The organism is Butyricimonas sp. DFI.6.44 (assembly GCF_022132345.1).
Classification (GTDB): domain Bacteria; phylum Bacteroidota; class Bacteroidia; order Bacteroidales; family Marinifilaceae; genus Butyricimonas; species Butyricimonas muris.
The window spans coordinates 166,477-182,522 of the sequence record NZ_JAKNJD010000012.1 but is presented as its reverse complement, the minus strand read 5'-3'; the positions used below and the strand labels follow the sequence as shown (position 1 = coordinate 182,522).

11 protein-coding genes and 1 tRNA gene are annotated in these 16,046 nt (G+C 42.2%); 8 read left to right on the top strand and 4 right to left on the bottom strand.

Features of this window, described 5'->3' with window-relative positions; all coding sequences use genetic code 11:
• Positions 1–164: 164 nt before the first annotated feature.
• From speA to L0M98_RS17015, 3 genes are all read right to left on the bottom strand, one after another.
• Complete coding sequence (gene speA, locus L0M98_RS17025) at positions 165–2,057, bottom strand: biosynthetic arginine decarboxylase (RefSeq protein WP_227217016.1); 1,893 nt, start codon at positions 2,055–2,057, stop codon at positions 165–167.
• 176 nt (positions 2,058–2,233) lie between these two features.
• The gene (locus L0M98_RS17020) at positions 2,234–3,697 is read right to left on the bottom strand and encodes a hypothetical protein (protein ID WP_227217015.1); all 1,464 of its coding nucleotides are present in this window, start codon (positions 3,695–3,697) and stop codon (positions 2,234–2,236) included.
• Positions 3,698–3,793: 96 nt separating this feature from the next.
• Positions 3,794–3,869 (bottom strand) — tRNA-Pro (locus L0M98_RS17015).
• A 91-nt stretch (positions 3,870–3,960) separates the two neighbouring features.
• Between L0M98_RS17015 and rbfA the strand changes: the two genes are divergently transcribed.
• The 8 genes from rbfA (at position 3,961) to L0M98_RS16975 (ending at position 11,022) form a co-directional block, all read left to right on the top strand.
• The gene (gene rbfA, locus L0M98_RS17010) at positions 3,961–4,299 is read left to right on the top strand and encodes a 30S ribosome-binding factor RbfA (protein ID WP_099291857.1); all 339 of its coding nucleotides are present in this window, start codon (positions 3,961–3,963) and stop codon (positions 4,297–4,299) included.
• Positions 4,300–4,312: 13 nt separating this feature from the next.
• Complete coding sequence (locus L0M98_RS17005) at positions 4,313–5,521, top strand: ABC transporter permease (RefSeq protein WP_227217014.1); 1,209 nt, start codon at positions 4,313–4,315, stop codon at positions 5,519–5,521.
• A 12-nt stretch (positions 5,522–5,533) separates the two neighbouring features.
• Positions 5,534–6,349 carry a peptidylprolyl isomerase gene (locus L0M98_RS17000; RefSeq protein WP_186974825.1) on the top strand — a complete coding sequence of 272 codons (816 nt, stop codon included), beginning with the start codon at positions 5,534–5,536 and terminating at the stop codon, positions 6,347–6,349.
• The gene (locus L0M98_RS16995; protein ID WP_227217013.1) at positions 6,349–6,762 is read left to right on the top strand and encodes a VanZ family protein; all 414 of its coding nucleotides are present in this window, start codon (positions 6,349–6,351) and stop codon (positions 6,760–6,762) included. The genes L0M98_RS17000 and L0M98_RS16995 overlap by 1 nt, the downstream gene beginning before the upstream one ends.
• A gap of 74 nt (positions 6,763–6,836) precedes the next feature.
• Complete coding sequence (gene pheS / locus L0M98_RS16990; protein WP_227217012.1) at positions 6,837–7,859, top strand: phenylalanine--tRNA ligase subunit alpha; 1,023 nt, start codon at positions 6,837–6,839, stop codon at positions 7,857–7,859.
• Positions 7,860–7,935: 76 nt separating this feature from the next.
• Positions 7,936–8,793, top strand: coding sequence for an N-acetylmuramoyl-L-alanine amidase-like domain-containing protein (locus L0M98_RS16985; protein WP_227217011.1), 858 nt, complete (start codon positions 7,936–7,938; stop codon positions 8,791–8,793).
• Between the two features lie 109 nt (positions 8,794–8,902).
• Positions 8,903–9,499 (top strand): penicillin-binding protein activator LpoB, encoded by a 597-nt coding sequence (locus tag L0M98_RS16980; RefSeq protein ID WP_099291259.1) that lies wholly within the window; start codon positions 8,903–8,905, stop codon positions 9,497–9,499.
• Between the two features lie 47 nt (positions 9,500–9,546).
• Positions 9,547–11,022 (top strand): COG3014 family protein, encoded by a 1,476-nt coding sequence (locus L0M98_RS16975; protein ID WP_227217010.1) that lies wholly within the window; start codon positions 9,547–9,549, stop codon positions 11,020–11,022.
• Between the two features lie 285 nt (positions 11,023–11,307).
• Here the strand turns inward: L0M98_RS16975 and L0M98_RS16970 are convergent, their stop codons facing one another.
• Positions 11,308–15,921 (bottom strand): DUF3320 domain-containing protein, encoded by a 4,614-nt coding sequence (locus tag L0M98_RS16970; RefSeq protein WP_227217009.1) that lies wholly within the window; start codon positions 15,919–15,921, stop codon positions 11,308–11,310.
• Positions 15,922–16,046: the final 125 nt, after the last annotated feature.

The following is a 16,046-nucleotide window of genomic DNA, read 5'->3' as shown; positions in this document are numbered from 1 at the left end:
TAATAGTGTTAAATATCATATTTCATACAACACACTGATTTTCAATATTAATATTTTGCACTTTAACATTCCCGGGTTCTATTTTCACATATATAAAAAGAACGTGCCCGTATCCATAACAAGATAACCGACACGCTCTTTGTATTTAATAAAATAATCTCGTTCTATTCCAAGTAAGTGTACCCGTACAACCCGGAACGGTAATTTGACAAGAATTCACGTCCTTCTTCGGCAGTAATGATTCCTTTCTTCACGGAACTCGTTACCCATACCTCGACGGTACGAGCCATTCTCTTCGGCATAAACTGCACGTATTCCAACACATCTGCGACGGTTTCCCCCTCGATGACCTTATCAATCACGTACTCGTCACCTTTCACCTTAATATGAACGGCATTCGTGTCCCCGAACAAGTTGTGCAAATCTCCCAGAATCTCCTGGTAAGCCCCAACGAGGAATACCCCGAAATAATAAGGTTCCTTCCCGTTCAAGTCATGCACCGGAAGGTGGTACGAGAAATTACGCGTAGAGATAAAATTATCTATCTTCCCGTCGGAGTCGCAAGTGATATCCTGCAAAGTTGCCGATTTCGTCGGTTGTTCATTTAAACGGGAAATCGGTATGATCGGGAAAATCTGGTCTATCGCCCATGAATCAGGCAACGACTGGAACAACGAGAAATTACAGAAATATTTATCCGGCAATAACTTGGAGATTTTCTTTAATTCGTCCGGTGAATGTTTCGTGTTCACCGCCATATCATATACATCACGGGCTACCGACCAGAACAAACGTTCGATTTGGGCACGGGTATGCAAATCAATCAACCCGAGATTGAACAATCCCAAGCCATCCTCGCGTATCTGCATGGCATCATGCCACGTTTCGATTAAGCGGGGCTGGTTCAAGTTCTCCCAAAGGTCATACAATTCTTTCACCAGTTCATGGGCATCCTCGGCAATCTCCTCGTTCTCGTCAAAAGCCGGCAGGCTCGTGCTTGCCAATGCCTCGAAAATCAACACGGAGTGATGCGCCGTCAAGGAGCGTCCCGACTCGGTAATGATATTCGGCTGTTCCAATTCATTCTTCTCGCAAGCATCCACCAGAGCGGAAACGGCATCGTTCACGTACTCTTGAATCGAGTAGTTCATGCTATTGCCACTTGTAGCGGAACGGGTCCCGTCATAATCGACACCCAGTCCGCCCCCGATGTCGACGAAACGTATATTGTATCCCATGTTTTTTAATTGCACGTAGAATTGGGATGCCTCTTTCAATGCCGTTTTGATACGGCGGATGTTCGTCACCTGACTTCCGATATGGAAATGAATCAGTTTCAAGCAATCGGTCATCTTGTTCTTTTGCAGGACGTCGAGCGCTTCCAGCAATTCACTGGAGTTCAAACCGAACTTGCTGACGTCACCCCCGGACTCTTCCCACTTTCCGCTACCGGAACTTGCCAATTTAATCCGGATGCCGATGTTCGGGCGAATTTTCAGGCGCTTGGATATAGCGGCTATATTCCTCAACTCGTTCAACTTCTCGACCACGAGGTAAATATTCCGCCCCATCTTCTGTGCCAACAAGGCCAGCTCGATGTAGTTCTCGTCCTTGTACCCGTTACAGATAATCATGGCATCATCGTCAATATCGATGGATAGCACGGCGTGCAGTTCCGGTTTGGAACCAGCCTCAAGACCGATATTATATTTCGTCCCATGACTTACAATCTCCTCCACGACCGGACGCATCTGGTTCACCTTGATCGGGTAAATTATAAAATTTTTCCCCGTGTAACCATATTCCGTGGCAGCCGCCTGGAAACAACTTGAGATTTTTTCGATCCGGTTATCCAGAATATCTGGGAACCGTAATAACACGGGAGCGGACACATCTCTCACCTGAAGTTCCTCCATCAATTCTTTGATGTCAATCCTTGGTCCTCCTACTTTCGGTGTTACCGTCACGTGTCCTTTCTCGTTAATCGAAAAATAGTTCAGCCCCCAACCGTTGATATTGTACAGTTCTGCTGAATCGTCAATGCTCCATTTTCTCATTTCTATTCTAAAGATCTTTAAGGTTGATTGTCCCGCAAAGCTACAATATATTTTTATATATGAGTTTATAAAGTTCATAAAGTTTGTAAGGTTTATAAAGTAACGGGTGTCCTTCGGACTATACCTATCGGCAGCCATGCTGTCGTGGATAATAAACTTTATAAACTGATTGCTTCCTACAAGTTTTGAATTTCCCGTATCCCATCACGGGTAATCATCAGACGGAAACGCCTGTAATCGACGTTTCCCTCGTGTCGCAATTGAATCAGGAAATTGACGTAGTAAATTTTCTCTCCCTTGATTGCCGTGTAACCCGAATCCCCCTCCGGAACATAAAGTTCATAAGCGTGCTCATCCATCTTCCGGGCAAAATTTCCCAAATCAAAGCGGATAATCTCGTTTACTCCCGAAATGTCATATTGACTATATTCACCTAAAATTTCCGCATCCAACTGTATCCACTTGCGGTAGAGAATAATCTTCTCACCCGCGTACCGGTTGTCGGCAGCCAAGAGATCAGTACGTGCCCGTCGGTTAATAATTTCTTCCGGCACCTTATTTTCCGATATAAAATCCACCCCGTCTTTGATCTGACCGACCACCTTATCCCCCATACTGATCTTCGTTTTCCGGTCAAAATAATTCTTTCCCAAGCGATGGGCAAAATAGAATCGCATCAATTCCTTGATCCTGTCTTTCAACATATAACTCACGACCAAAGCCACGAACAAGGGCATGGTAAAATTGCCGTACTTCTTTTGAAACGAGAACGCGATTACCGTGGCAAATATCATCGAGAGCCCGGCTGCCAGACTATAATATATCTGCTCGACCAATACCCCGTCCCGTTTTTTCGATGCCTTCAAGAAAAGATCACTTTCCGCATATTTCTTCAATATCCCCCGCCGATAAATCACCGTCCGGTTCTGATCCCGACTATCTTTCTCCGCTACCAGATAACCATGCTTCTTCTTGTAGGCTATCTCTTCATGCACCAGTTCCAGCAATTTCTCCTTCTCTTGCTCGTAACACTTCACGTCAAACTCTTTCAACCCGTCCAATAAACGAAACGTGTGAAACTCGAGCAAGTTGGAAAGATACTCGTCCCCGAAAGAAAAATAGTTCAACGCTTCTTTCGGCAATCCCTGTACATGAACAATCTTTTTCAACTCCCGATAACGACGGGCAATAATCCGAACACAAGCTACATAGTGCCCTACCATCAATCCCCGTTCATTCCCTTCCACCTCGTGATGAATCGCCTTATTCACGCTCCCCCGCAAGGCGCTTTTGAATATCGAGGTGAACATCTTGATTTGGTATTCGTAAGTTTCGACAGACTCCCTCGTGCGTTCCTCTACCAGATGTTGAAACGCATCCTCCAGAAACACGAAAGGGGTCCACTCACCCTCTGCGATTTCCTCCAACGAATAAATCGGGGTAATTAGCCTCACGTTAGAACGCACGTCCTTGTAAAAATCATCTTTCGAGTAAGTTGATGCACTGATACCAAGACTATGAGGCACGAAAAACCACGTGTCCATTCTGAACTCGTTCTCCTCCCGATCACGATCTACCACGTAACCGACCTTAAACTCCACGGAGTACCTGTCATGTAGCTTTACCTGAATATCAATCATAACGAATCTACATCCTAAAATCGTTATGCAATGTACGTATTATTTTCGAGAATATAAAAAACAGAAAGAACGCCTTCACAAGCGTTCTTTCCTATTTGGTCGAGATGACTGGACTTGAACCAGCGGCCTCCACGTCCCGAACGTGGCGCGCTACCAACTGCGCTACATCTCGTTTCCGTTTTGCGAGGGCAAAGATAATAAAAGTATCAATTATAATCACTATATTTGTGGAAATTTTTTTAGCAAACAATTTTTTTCTTGATATGGATACTATAAGACAAAATAAAGTAGGGCGTTTGATACAACGAGATTTAAGCGAAATGTTTCAGAAAGAGTGTAAAGAATACACCGGAGGTGCAATGTTATCCGTTACTGCCGTGCGAGTTAGCCCTGACATGTCGTATGCCCGGGTCTACTTGAGTATTTTCCCGTCCGAACTCGCGGAGAAAGTATTAGGTATTCTGGACGAGAAAAATAAAAACATCCGTTTTATCCTCGGGAAAAAAATCGGAAAGCAAACGCGTATCATCCCGGAATTACGTTTCTTCGTGGATGACAGCTTGGACTATATAGATAAAATAGACAATCTATTGAAGCAATAGAAAACCGTCCACGATGAAACTGTCGATATTCATTGCCCGGAGGTACCTGTTCTCGAAAAAGAAACAGAACGCCATAAACATTATTTCTATCATCAGTATGGTAGGAGTTATGATAGGCACGACCGCGTTGATTGTCGTACTTTCCGTGTTCAATGGCATCGACACGTTACTCACCACAGTAACAGACAGCTTCACTCCCGACCTGACGGTTTCTCCCGCGCAAGGAAAATTCGTCGCCACCGACTCCCTGCTGCTGGAACAGTTGGAAAACATGCCCGGCATCGCGTCTTTCGATGCCGTCGTGGAAGAAAATTCACTGGTAAAATTCGGTGATAAACTTGTCCCCGTGATAGTGAAAGGAGTCGAGGAAGATTACGCCCTCCACGCGGGAATTGCCCCCACCATCATTAGCGGGAAATTCAGTCTTGAAGAAGAAGACAAACCGACCGTGGTACTCGGGTACGGTATTGCCGCCGCCTTGCGAACCCGCCTTGGCATGCAATCACCGGTAACATTCTATTACCCGGACAAAACCGCATCGTCGGCATCCATGTCTGCATTGAACAGTCAAAGGATATACCCGATTGGAATATTCTCCGCGCAACAGGATATCGACGGGAAATACGTGATTACCGGAATAGAAACCGCGAGAAAATTATTCGGGGTTCCGGGTGAAATATCCAAAATAGAGATTAAAGTGAAAAATCCTGACAACCTCGCGTCTTTTAAAACATCACTCGCGACGAAAGTGGGAACAAAATACAAGGTACTCGACAAGTATGACCTCAACCGTTCGTTTTATGCCATGATGAAATCCGAGAAACTCGCGGTATTCCTAATCTTGTTGTTTATCCTACTGATTGCCTCATTCAATATCGTGGGCTCCGTTTCAATGTTGATTATAGACAAGAAAGAAGATATTGGCGTCTATCAAGCCCTGGGAATGACAAAAAAGAAACTCGTTTCAATCTTTAAACTGGAGGGGAACCTAATCACGGGAGTCGGGGCTTTCGCCGGACTTATCATCGGAACCGGACTTTGCCTGCTGCAAGAATATTACGGTTTCATTACCCTCGGTAACGGCAGTTACATCATCAACGCTTACCCCGTGAAAGTCGTTGCCTCGGATATATTGATTATCATGCTCACGGTCATTGCCATCGGGTACATCGCCTCGCATTTCCCGGTACGATACCTCGTGAATAAAATTGTCAAATCGTAAATGATATATAGTATGTATAAACTTCTGATACTCTCGTTCACGCTTGCCCTTTTCACGCTTCCATCCACGGGACAGGAAAAAGAGCGTATCGTGTTGATAGAAACCAGCATGGGCAATCTCAAGGCAAAATTATACAACGACACCCCGATTCACCGGGATAACTTTATTGAATTAGCGAAATCCGGTCAGTATGACGGGACGCTATTTTACCGGGTAATCAAAGACTTCATCATACAAGGCGGTTCCGCGGACAGCCGTAACGCGGTTGCCGGTCAGGAACTGGGATATGGTAGAGAAATCACGATTGATGCCGAAATCAAACCGCACCACTACCATAAAAAAGGAGCTTTGGCTGCTCCCCGGCAACCGGACGAAACAAACCCGCTCAAGAAATCGGATATCTCGCAATTCTATTTCACCGTCGGGAGAAAATACCCGCCGGAAGAACTGGAGCATATCGAGAAATCGGTAAACGTGCCCATCAAGAGGGCTATCCAGAATAAATACTATACCCCGGAGAAAAAAGCGATTCTGGATTCTTTAAAAGCACAGAAGAACGTACCGGAATTCCGGAAAATAGCCAACAAAATCAAGGCGGACATCGCCCGTGACTGGGAAAACAACACTGAAAAACTCTTCATGGACGAGGCTAAAAAACAAGCATACACGACAGAGGGCGGCGCACACAGTCTGGACGGCGAATACACGGTGTTCGGGGAATTGATTGAAGGTTTTGACATTCTTGACAAAATCGCCGCTTTACAAACAGATAAAAAGAACCGCCCGTTAAAAGACGTGAGAATAATTCGAGTAAAAATAATTGAATAATGATAGCACACAAACACGTATTATTATGGTGTAATCTTCTATGGGCAGGCGTTATCTTTTTCTTATGCGCCATTCCCTCGAGTTCCATACCGGACCCCAAATTGAATATCCCGCATTTGGATAAGGTCGTCCATTTCGGCATGTTCTTCATCATGTCCGTCTTCCTATGCGATGCCTTACGCCATAAACTATCCTCACGTGCCTGCTACTTGATTGCCATCGGGTTCAGTTTCGCGTATGGCGGCTTAATAGAGATACTTCAATACAAATATTTCCATCGAGGGGGCGACTGGTGGGATTTGCTCGCCGATGTACTCGGCGGAATTACGGGATGTTTATTATATCCCACGGCAAAAAAAATAATGGATAAACTTGTAGCCCGTTTCTGTAAAAATATTCGAGATAAAAATTGAAGTTCTCGAATAATTGAAATGTATCAGACTTTTTTATTACATTTGCAAACCAAGGATTTCAAATTTTTGAGAAGATGTTAGATAAGATTAAACAACTCCGTGATGAAATAGCAAACTTCCAAGCCGGTAGCTTGGAAGAAGTAGAGCAATTTAGAATCAAGCATTTAAGCAAGAAAGGTTCTATCGCCGCTCTTTTTGACGATTTCAAAAGCGTTCCCGTGGACCAGAAAAAGGCTGTCGGACAGGAGTTGAACGTGTTGAAGAATACGGCTTTAGCGAAAGTAAACGAACTGAAAGAATTGTTGAGTAACGCCGAAGAGGGACTCAGCGGGATGGATTTAACCATGCCGGGCAATCCCATGAAACTCGGAACTCGTCATCCTCTGTCTATCGTTAAAAACGAAATTCTAGCCATCTTCAGCAGACTTGGTTTTACCGTGTCCGAGGGACCCGAAATAGAAGACGACTGGCATAATTTCTCCGCATTGAACTTCCCGGAAGAACATCCGGCACGCGACATGCAAGACACGTTCTTCATCCAGAAAAATCCCGATATCGTGCTTCACACGCATACCTCATCCGTGCAGGTACGCGACATGGAAGCACATCAACCGCCCATTCGTTTGGTTACCCCGGGACGGGTGTTCCGCAACGAGGCGATTTCGGCGCGGGCACACTGTATTTTCCACCAGATTGAGGCACTTTATATCGACGAAAACGTTTCTTTCGCCGACTTGAAGCAAACCCTCACCTACTTTGCAAAAGAACTGTTCGGTGCGGACACACGAATCCGTCTGCGTCCCTCGTTCTTCCCGTTCACCGAACCGTCGGCAGAAATGGACGTATCCTGTACATTGTGCCACGGGAAAGGCTGTAACGTATGCAAAGGCACGGGTTGGTTAGAAATCTTAGGTTGTGGAATGGTTGACCCCAACGTACTCGAACTAAACGGTATCGACAAAGAAAAATATACCGGATTTGCGTTGGGAATGGGAATCGAACGTATCACGATGTTGAAATACGGCATCAAAGACATACGTCTTTTCTTCGAGAACGACATCCGCTTCCTTGAACAATTTTCGGCCGCAGGCAAATAATATATAAACACAACACAAGAGAGATGAGGATGCCGTTCACGCGGCTCCTCATTTTTTTTCACCCAAAACGCTTTATATGAAAAAAACGATTCTTTTGCTACTCGTCGCCCTTTTCCCTGTCATCTCGGGATGTAAAGCACAATCTCCCGTATCGGAAGAAGATAAAGCAATCCTCTCCCGGTTTTTCGAGTATGCCTCGGGAAAAGAATTACATCGGCTTCCCGTGAACGAACGAATCGTTGCTATCGGTCAATTCTTTATCAATACCCCCTACAAAGGCGGCAGCCTCGAAATCAACCCGAAAGAACAACTCGTCGTGAACCTGCGGGAATTCGACTGTGTGACATTCACGGATAACGTGCTTGCCTTGGCTCTACTAAAAGAATATACCCCTCGACAGACAGAGGACTACTTGAAGAATTTACAAAAGATTCGCTACCGGGACGGTAAAATCACCGACTACACTGCCCGGCTTCATTACTCCACCGATTGGTTGTACGAGATGAGTCTGGACAGCATTGTAAAAGACGTCACCTTGGAAAACGGAGGCATCCCCTTCCCCAACAAAGTGGGTTTCATTTCCCGAAACTGGCAGAAATATCCCGCCCTCAAACAAGATTCCCTTCTCGCGGGAAAAATGCTCCGGATAGAGAACAATATAAACCTCCGGAAATACCATTATATCCCCAAGGACAAGGTATCCGCCGCGACCGAACAAATCCAACCGGGGGATATCCTGCTCATCACGACAGACAAGAAAGGGCTCGACACCGCCCACGTGGGAATAGCCATAGAACAAAACGGGCAGATTTACCTGCTCCACGCGTCACTTTCCGCCAAGAAAGTGGTCATTTCAGAAGTACCCCTCTCCGAATACTTGCAAGGCATTCGCTCTCATTCCGGAATAATAATTGCCCGTCCCTATCAATTTTAAATGTAATTAACATCCAAAACGCCATCTAACACGTATATTTGGTCAAATAATTGTAATAACATTTGATATAGATCGTGGAATTTGAATATAAACCTAAAATCAAAAGAATATGAGAAAAGTATTTATCGGAACACTTGTCGTGTTAACCATAGCGATATTAAACGGATGCGGTAGCCGGAAAATAGCCCGGGTAGACCCAAGCGAAACAATAGACCTCAGCGGACGTTGGAACGATAGCGACTCCCGCATGGTGTCAGACGAGATGATTGGCGACCTACTGACATCCGCATGGATACCCCGCTACTTGAAAGCAAATGACAAACGCCCGGTAGTCGTGGTCGGATTAGTCGAAAACAAGAGCCACGAACACATCAACTCGGAAACCTTCATCAAGGATGTCGAGAAAGCCATTATTCGTGACGGCAACATCCGTCTGGTCGTGGCAGGAGAGAAACGAAACGAGCTACGAAAAGAACGTGCCGAACAACAAGACTACGCCTCCCCCGAAACCACCAAGAAATGGGGTAAAGAACTGGGCGCCGATTTTATCCTGCAAGGCACCATCAACAGCATCGTGGACTCGTACAAAAAGCAAAAAGTGGTAACCTATCAAATCGACTTGCAACTCACCAACATCGAAACCAATGAAGTGGTATGGATGGGCGACAAGAAGATAAAGAAACATATCACGGATAGAGTATTTTAGTTCATAAGGTCATAAAGTCCATAAGGTCCATAAAGTCGAAGAAAAACATGATTAACAATCATCATCTACCTAATAAAAAAGAGCAAGGAATTTCTCGTGGAAATTCCCGACCTTATAGACCTTATGGACTTTATAGACTTTACGGACTCATTATCATCCTCTTCCTCTTTTCCGGGTGTGCCACGTGGTACCAACGCACGGCTGAATTCCAATCGGCAGTGACTGCCGGCAACTTCGAAAAGGCAAACAAGCTACTGGATAAAGATAAAAAACAAGCCACCGGGAAAAACCGGATTCTTTATTACTTGAACAAGGGATACGTGGAGTTCATGCTCGGGCAACCCGAGAATAGTAACAAGTACTTTGAAACCGCCGAAAACTTGATTGACGAGCAACACCGCAATCTCGGGGCAGAAGCGGCAGCCTTGGTAACGAATCCCGAAACGCGTCCCTACCAACCGGAAGACTTCGAGGTAATCATGATTAATTTCTACAAGGCATTGAATTATCTTGACCTGAATGACATGGAAGGTGCGCTGGTAGAAGTCCGGAAAATAAACATCAAACTCAATCAACTGAACGACAAGTATCCCGACCACAAGAACCGTTATCAGCGGGACGCTTTCGCCCACTTGCTCATGGGATTGATTTACGATGCATCGGGCGACGCCAACAACGCTTTCATCGCCTACCGTAACGCTTACGAGGTATATCAATCCGACTACGTAAAGAACTTCAGCGTACAAGCCCCGGAACAATTAAAACAAGACTTGATGCGCACCGCGTACAATTGCGGCTTCACGGCAGAATTGAAGCAATACGAGAAAGAGTTCAACACCACTTACAAACATACCCCTGCCCCCGCGAACGGGCAACTCGTCTTTTTCTGGCTGAACGGGATGGGACCCGTAAAAGCGGAGTGGAGTATCAATTTCGCCAAACAGAAAAGAGGCGACGGGGCTATCGTGTTCCACAACGACGAATTCGGATTCGCCTTCCCTTTCTTTTTCGACTCCCGCTACTCGGATTCCGACCGCCAAAGCATTGCCGACCTGCAAATGCTAAGAGTCGCCTTCCCCAAATACATGGAACGCCCGCCCTTGTACGCCAAAGGCTCTCTCGTGCTTGATGCCAAAACCTATCCCTTGGAAATTGCCGAAAACATCAACGAGATTGCATTCAAAACCTTACGTGACCGTATGGTACGCGAATTTTCCACGTCACTCTTGCGTGTCGCAGCAAAAAAGGGACTTGAATACACGGCTCGAAAGCAAAACGAATGGCTCGGATTCGCCGTCGGCATCGCCAACTCCCTGACAGAAAAAGCGGATACCCGCAACTGGCAGACTCTCCCCTATTCCATTTCTTACACGCGTGTCCCCCTCGACGCCGGAACAAACAACATCTCCCTGCAACTCACCACCCGCAACGGCTCCCGCAACACGGACCAAATCACCATCGAGGGTGGCGGCAAGAAAACCCGCTTCCATGTATTCCAAACCATGGATTCCCGCCAATTTTAACCCACCCGCGTAATATACCCGAGCAAATACCATTCTAGCAAAAGACATATTTTACCCCTTTTAAGGTTGAAATCCTCTCGCATTCCTCCAACACACGAAGTTTATTCTCGTTTCCCACCACGCACAAACCCGATACCTATCGGCTTTAACTCAACTTTGACTCGACTATAAGTCGGCTTTATTCAACGTTCGCAAGCCGAATTCGGCAGGAATCCTTACAGAATAACACACACAACTTCTTTAATAACTCAAAATTACTACTAAATAACAGGAATTCTCTTAATTTTAATCATTTATTAAAGAAACCTTACCTTCAATCTCTTTTACCATACCTTTTCTTAACATAGTCTTGTATGCCTTTTCGATACTAGATATGATATTAACAGATGTACGCTTATATCCTAAATTCCTTGCAGTAACTAAAAATAAATCATTGGGAGTTATACCAAAACTATGTCCAATTACAATTCGCAAGGCTTCAACAAGTTCACTTTGTGATATATATTCAATTTTACGAGGAGCATCCAAAGTTTTTCTAGCGACAGGCGTATTAAAATTCCTAATTGTCACAAATAAATCTTTACCTATTTGTACATCATTAGTCAATTGCTTCTTTATTTGATATGTAACCTCATCGACGACACTAGAAGTAACTTTTTGCCTCCCGTATAATGGTGCAACTCTACGACATAACTCCTCAAGATGTATCGGTTGTTCTATTTCCACTACTCTTTTTATTGCACGTGTAACTGGCAATTCTTCTAACACATTTATATCTGCATATACATAGTTGGAAAAACCTTTACTATCGCTATTAACCATCTCCTTTTCTTCGACCTCCTCTTCTACATCCAAACACGAAACCGCTTCCAACACATTACTATCGCTTAACTTATCGATATTAATTTTGCATAAAGCTTTCTCAACTACTTGAATCAATTTTTCTTTCTCGATTTCTGGATTTTTTATCCAATCAGTAGACCATATTCGATAAATTACCCAACCCATATCTTCCAATATGGTTTGACGTAACCTATCTCTTTCACGAGCAGTTCTTGAACTATGGTAGGTTGCACCATCACACTCTATACCAATTGCAAATTCACCTCTACGCTGAGGATTTTTTATTGCCATATCTATCCTAAAACCAGAACATCCTACTTGTGTAACAATTTCATATTTTTTTGAAGTTAAAAAATCATATACTGATTCTTCAAAAGGAGAGTCAAATACAGGTAAATCACTATAAGATAATTCTTTTTGTAAAGCAACAACACCTTGCTGAGCAAACTCTATATAAGAACGCAACATCTTGACTCCCTCTGACTCAACCTTAGCTACATCTATATCAATGGGCATAATAGAACCGACCAATTTAACATTATACTTAGCTCGAGTAATTGCTACATTCAAACGACGATAACCACCATCTCTACTAAGCGGTCCAAAATTCATATACATTATACCTCTATTGTCTTTTGCATAGCCAATACTAAAAATAATTGTGTCGCGTTCATCCCCTTGTACATTTTCCAAATTCTTGATAAAAAAAGCTTCCTCTTTATCTTCAACAAAGAAACTCTCGAATGCATCATTTTCATGACGTTTCTGCCTTATTGCCATATCCACTGCGGCTTGTTGCGCCTCACTAAAAGTTACAACACCTAATGACCTTTCTGGAAAATTTTGAAAATGTTCGAACACTAAATCGGCAACACGCTTAGCTTCCGCAAGGTTATTTTTTTTACCCCCTCTATCATACACTCCATCCGCAACATAAATATATTCAACGCCAAAGTTGGGACTTTTATCTATTATTGACGGAAACGTAATTAAACTATGATTATAAATCTTGGCATTTGAGAATGCAATAAGGTGCTCATGACGACTACGATAGTGCCAACGCAAACTTCTCTCAGGCAACACGGCTAAAGCTTCATCAAGGATTGAATCAAATGCACCAGCATCATTATCCTGTTCTTCATCATTAGTATCAATATCGTATTCCTCATCATTCAAAGACACCGCAAAGAAATTTGTCGGTGGAAGTTGCTTTGCATCTCCAACTATTATAACCTGCTTACCTCTCATTATAGCCCCTATAGCATCCTCTGTATGAACTTGTGAAGCCTCATCAAAAATCACCAAATCAAAATCATAACTCTTTGCTTCAAGGAACACACTAACCGATAATGGTGACATCATAAAACAAGGTTTTAATGCCGTTACAAGATTAGGAATAGCCATAAACAATTTACGAAGCGGCATTAACCTTCGCCTCTTATTCAATTCTCGTTTCAATATTCCTATTTCATCTCTCGTCGAAGTAATAGTGTTAAAATCCGGCATCCGTGCAACAACACGCTCCCGTACCCTTGCCTGAGCAATCACAAATTGTTCTTTATCTAATTGACAAAACTCTCCAATCACTTGTTCTTGAATTCTTCCTCGAAAATTCTGTACTGCAGGAAATTTCAACAAAACAGAATCGAGCCACAATCTATAAAAACGTTTCAAATAAACATTTACAATAAGATTCGCATCTATTACATTCTCCTCTATTTGTTGTAAGTATGACGTTAATCCTGCAGCATTACATTTTTCTTTATTAGCTCTATAATCAACCCATTTTTCTAAAAGATGTTTTTTATCTTTACATTCAGACAATCGAGTTGTCAACTCACCAATTCCACAGTCCTTGAATGACTCCACATTATCAAACAAGGAAAAAAACCATTCTAATTGTGAATGAATAGAATCATAAAGAGCAGTCAATGACAATAAACTATTCTTACAATATGCAATAGTTGAATTATCTCCACAAATTTTCTCAACAAGAATTTCCGGCATAGAAAACCTACTTATAAAGCCTCTTAACTCTTTTGCGAATTCAACAGAATCATTTATCTCACCCCAGTCTGTATTTTCATCACAATAATATCCCTCATACAAAGTTTTCATTATACCCTCTTGACTTAACACGCAATCAAGTTTTTCATGATACGATTTGATATTATTCAACAATTCTATGGCTTCATTGTAATCAAGTTTCGCACCCGTACTTGAAAAACGATTAAGCAGTTGAATATCTTTACGATATCCACTTTTCAGTTTTCTCATAAAAGTGTTATAGTCACTTCGAAATCTTTGCAAAATAGGATAGTAATCCAGCCCAAGAATTTCTCTATCAAATTCTTTTAAGATAGTTGTTTTTTGAACAACATATGACTCACACAATTCCCTATGTTCTGCGAGTTTACTTTCCAATTCTTCAAAATCATCCTGATACACCCATTTTTTCAATGTCAGAGGTGATTTTGCCGCAATTCTAAGCAATTCCATTGCAAAATCTAACCCAGATAAAGACGGTGTGATAGAAATTCCTAACTCTTGACTACAAACTAGCAAATCTTTTTCAATATCAGGCAGAATTGCCACAATAGAATTAATCTTAGCATCTATATCATGTCGCAATTCATTGGATAAATAAGGTATCGTGGCATCTTTCCATACATTATTGTTATCAATAGTTTTTGCCAATTCTGAAAGTAAATATATTTTTTCACCCAATTGTAATTCTGTGGTATTCTCTACATCCGTTATCTCAAAAATGTATTCTGGAACATCATCTAACTTAGCCAACCTACCATTAATATTGAATATCGTATTGTTCAAAGCTGAACAAGGTGTATGTAATTCTTTTTGATAATCATTAAGTATAGAACGTTTGCGTTCAAGCATATCCAATCGCACTAATGCTTCTTCACGCACTCTCTTTCGGTCTATTGCTATAGCGTTCGCAAGTTCATTAAGTATTTCTTTTTTACTAACTTTATGACTATGAAGAGTAAAACAAAAATCCGCTAATCCAACATTTGCAAGTCGCTTATACACGACTTGCAATGCTGCCATTTTTTCAGATACAAACAATACTTTTTTCCCATCAGCCAATGCTTCTGAAATAATATTAGTAATAGTTTGACTTTTACCTGTTCCCGGGGGACCTTGCAACACAAAACTTTTCCCAGCCTTTGATAGTAAAATCGCATCTTGCTGACTAGAATCTGCATCCACAACTTGAAAAGTATCTATAGGGCGTGTATTCGTATCATGGTCATAATTATTCAATTCTGCAGGAAAACTAATAGGCTCATGCTCCCCCGCTATCGCTGAAATTATCGGATTGGCTTGCAACTTCTCTTTGTTGTTCTCAAGATCCTTATACATATTTATCTTAAGAAATGACAAGTTTGTTAAGTTTACACAACAATCAACAGACCATCCCCTCTTTGCTATCATTTTCTCCACGTGCTCGAAATAGCTCTCTATATCATCTTGGGTATTATCAAATCCGGGAATTTTAATCGAAAAATCATTATCTAACTTGTATGTTAATGTCGGATTCACGACAATTTCATCTTCATGCAAAAGCAATTTATAGGGAGATGTCAATGAATCAATCGTAAGTTTTACAGGAACAAGTATCAACGGTGATGCAAAAGTTTGGGAAGAATCTTCTCTCTCTGTCCATTTTAACAAACCAAAAGCAAGGTATAAAGTATTAATTCCCTGTTCTTCAATAGAAGTATTAGCTCTATATCTCAACATTTTAAGTGTTTTTTGTAATTCACCTACTGTTTTTGTCGTTTCTACATTACCTTCTATTACAGCATTGTACACTTCTTCTCCATTTTCATTGACACGAACTTTACCTGCATATGGAAAAATTACCTCCTTTTCATGCACAGCAATCAAGTCGTATAGGGGCTTGTACGAAGGCATCACAATCTCAACATTAGAGCGCTTACCATCTTTGAAATTTATAAGCCTATTTCTTTTACCAAAATCTAACAAAAGTTTTTTCCAAGTTTTTATGCGATTATGTAGCTTGCTCCCCATACAATTTTTATTTAATAATTAAACACATCAAATTTTTATTGTTCACGCAACATTTTAACAACAAGTAAATTCTATGACATACAAACTTATAATTTTATCATGAAACAAACAATATATACAGATTA

Bases quoted from the DNA above. Each gene is read 5' to 3' on its own strand.
- L0M98_RS16985 (WP_227217011.1), top strand. From the start codon at position 7,936: ATGAAAAAAACGATTCTTTTGCTACTCGTCGCCCTTTTCCCTGTCATC.
- L0M98_RS17000 (WP_186974825.1), top strand. From the start codon at position 5,534: ATGTATAAACTTCTGATACTCTCGTTCACGCTTGCCCTTTTCACGCTT.
- pheS (WP_227217012.1), top strand. From the start codon at position 6,837: ATGTTAGATAAGATTAAACAACTCCGTGATGAAATAGCAAACTTCCAA.
- L0M98_RS17005 (WP_227217014.1), top strand. From the start codon at position 4,313: ATGAAACTGTCGATATTCATTGCCCGGAGGTACCTGTTCTCGAAAAAG.
- rbfA (WP_099291857.1), top strand. From the start codon at position 3,961: ATGGATACTATAAGACAAAATAAAGTAGGGCGTTTGATACAACGAGAT.
- L0M98_RS17020 (WP_227217015.1), bottom strand. From the start codon at position 3,697: ATGATTGATATTCAGGTAAAGCTACATGACAGGTACTCCGTGGAGTTT.
- L0M98_RS16980 (WP_099291259.1), top strand. From the start codon at position 8,903: ATGAGAAAAGTATTTATCGGAACACTTGTCGTGTTAACCATAGCGATA.
- L0M98_RS16970 (WP_227217009.1), bottom strand. From the start codon at position 15,921: ATGGGGAGCAAGCTACATAATCGCATAAAAACTTGGAAAAAACTTTTG.
- speA (WP_227217016.1), bottom strand. From the start codon at position 2,057: ATGAGAAAATGGAGCATTGACGATTCAGCAGAACTGTACAATATCAAC.
- L0M98_RS16975 (WP_227217010.1), top strand. From the start codon at position 9,547: ATGATTAACAATCATCATCTACCTAATAAAAAAGAGCAAGGAATTTCT.
- L0M98_RS16995 (WP_227217013.1), top strand. From the start codon at position 6,349: ATGATAGCACACAAACACGTATTATTATGGTGTAATCTTCTATGGGCA.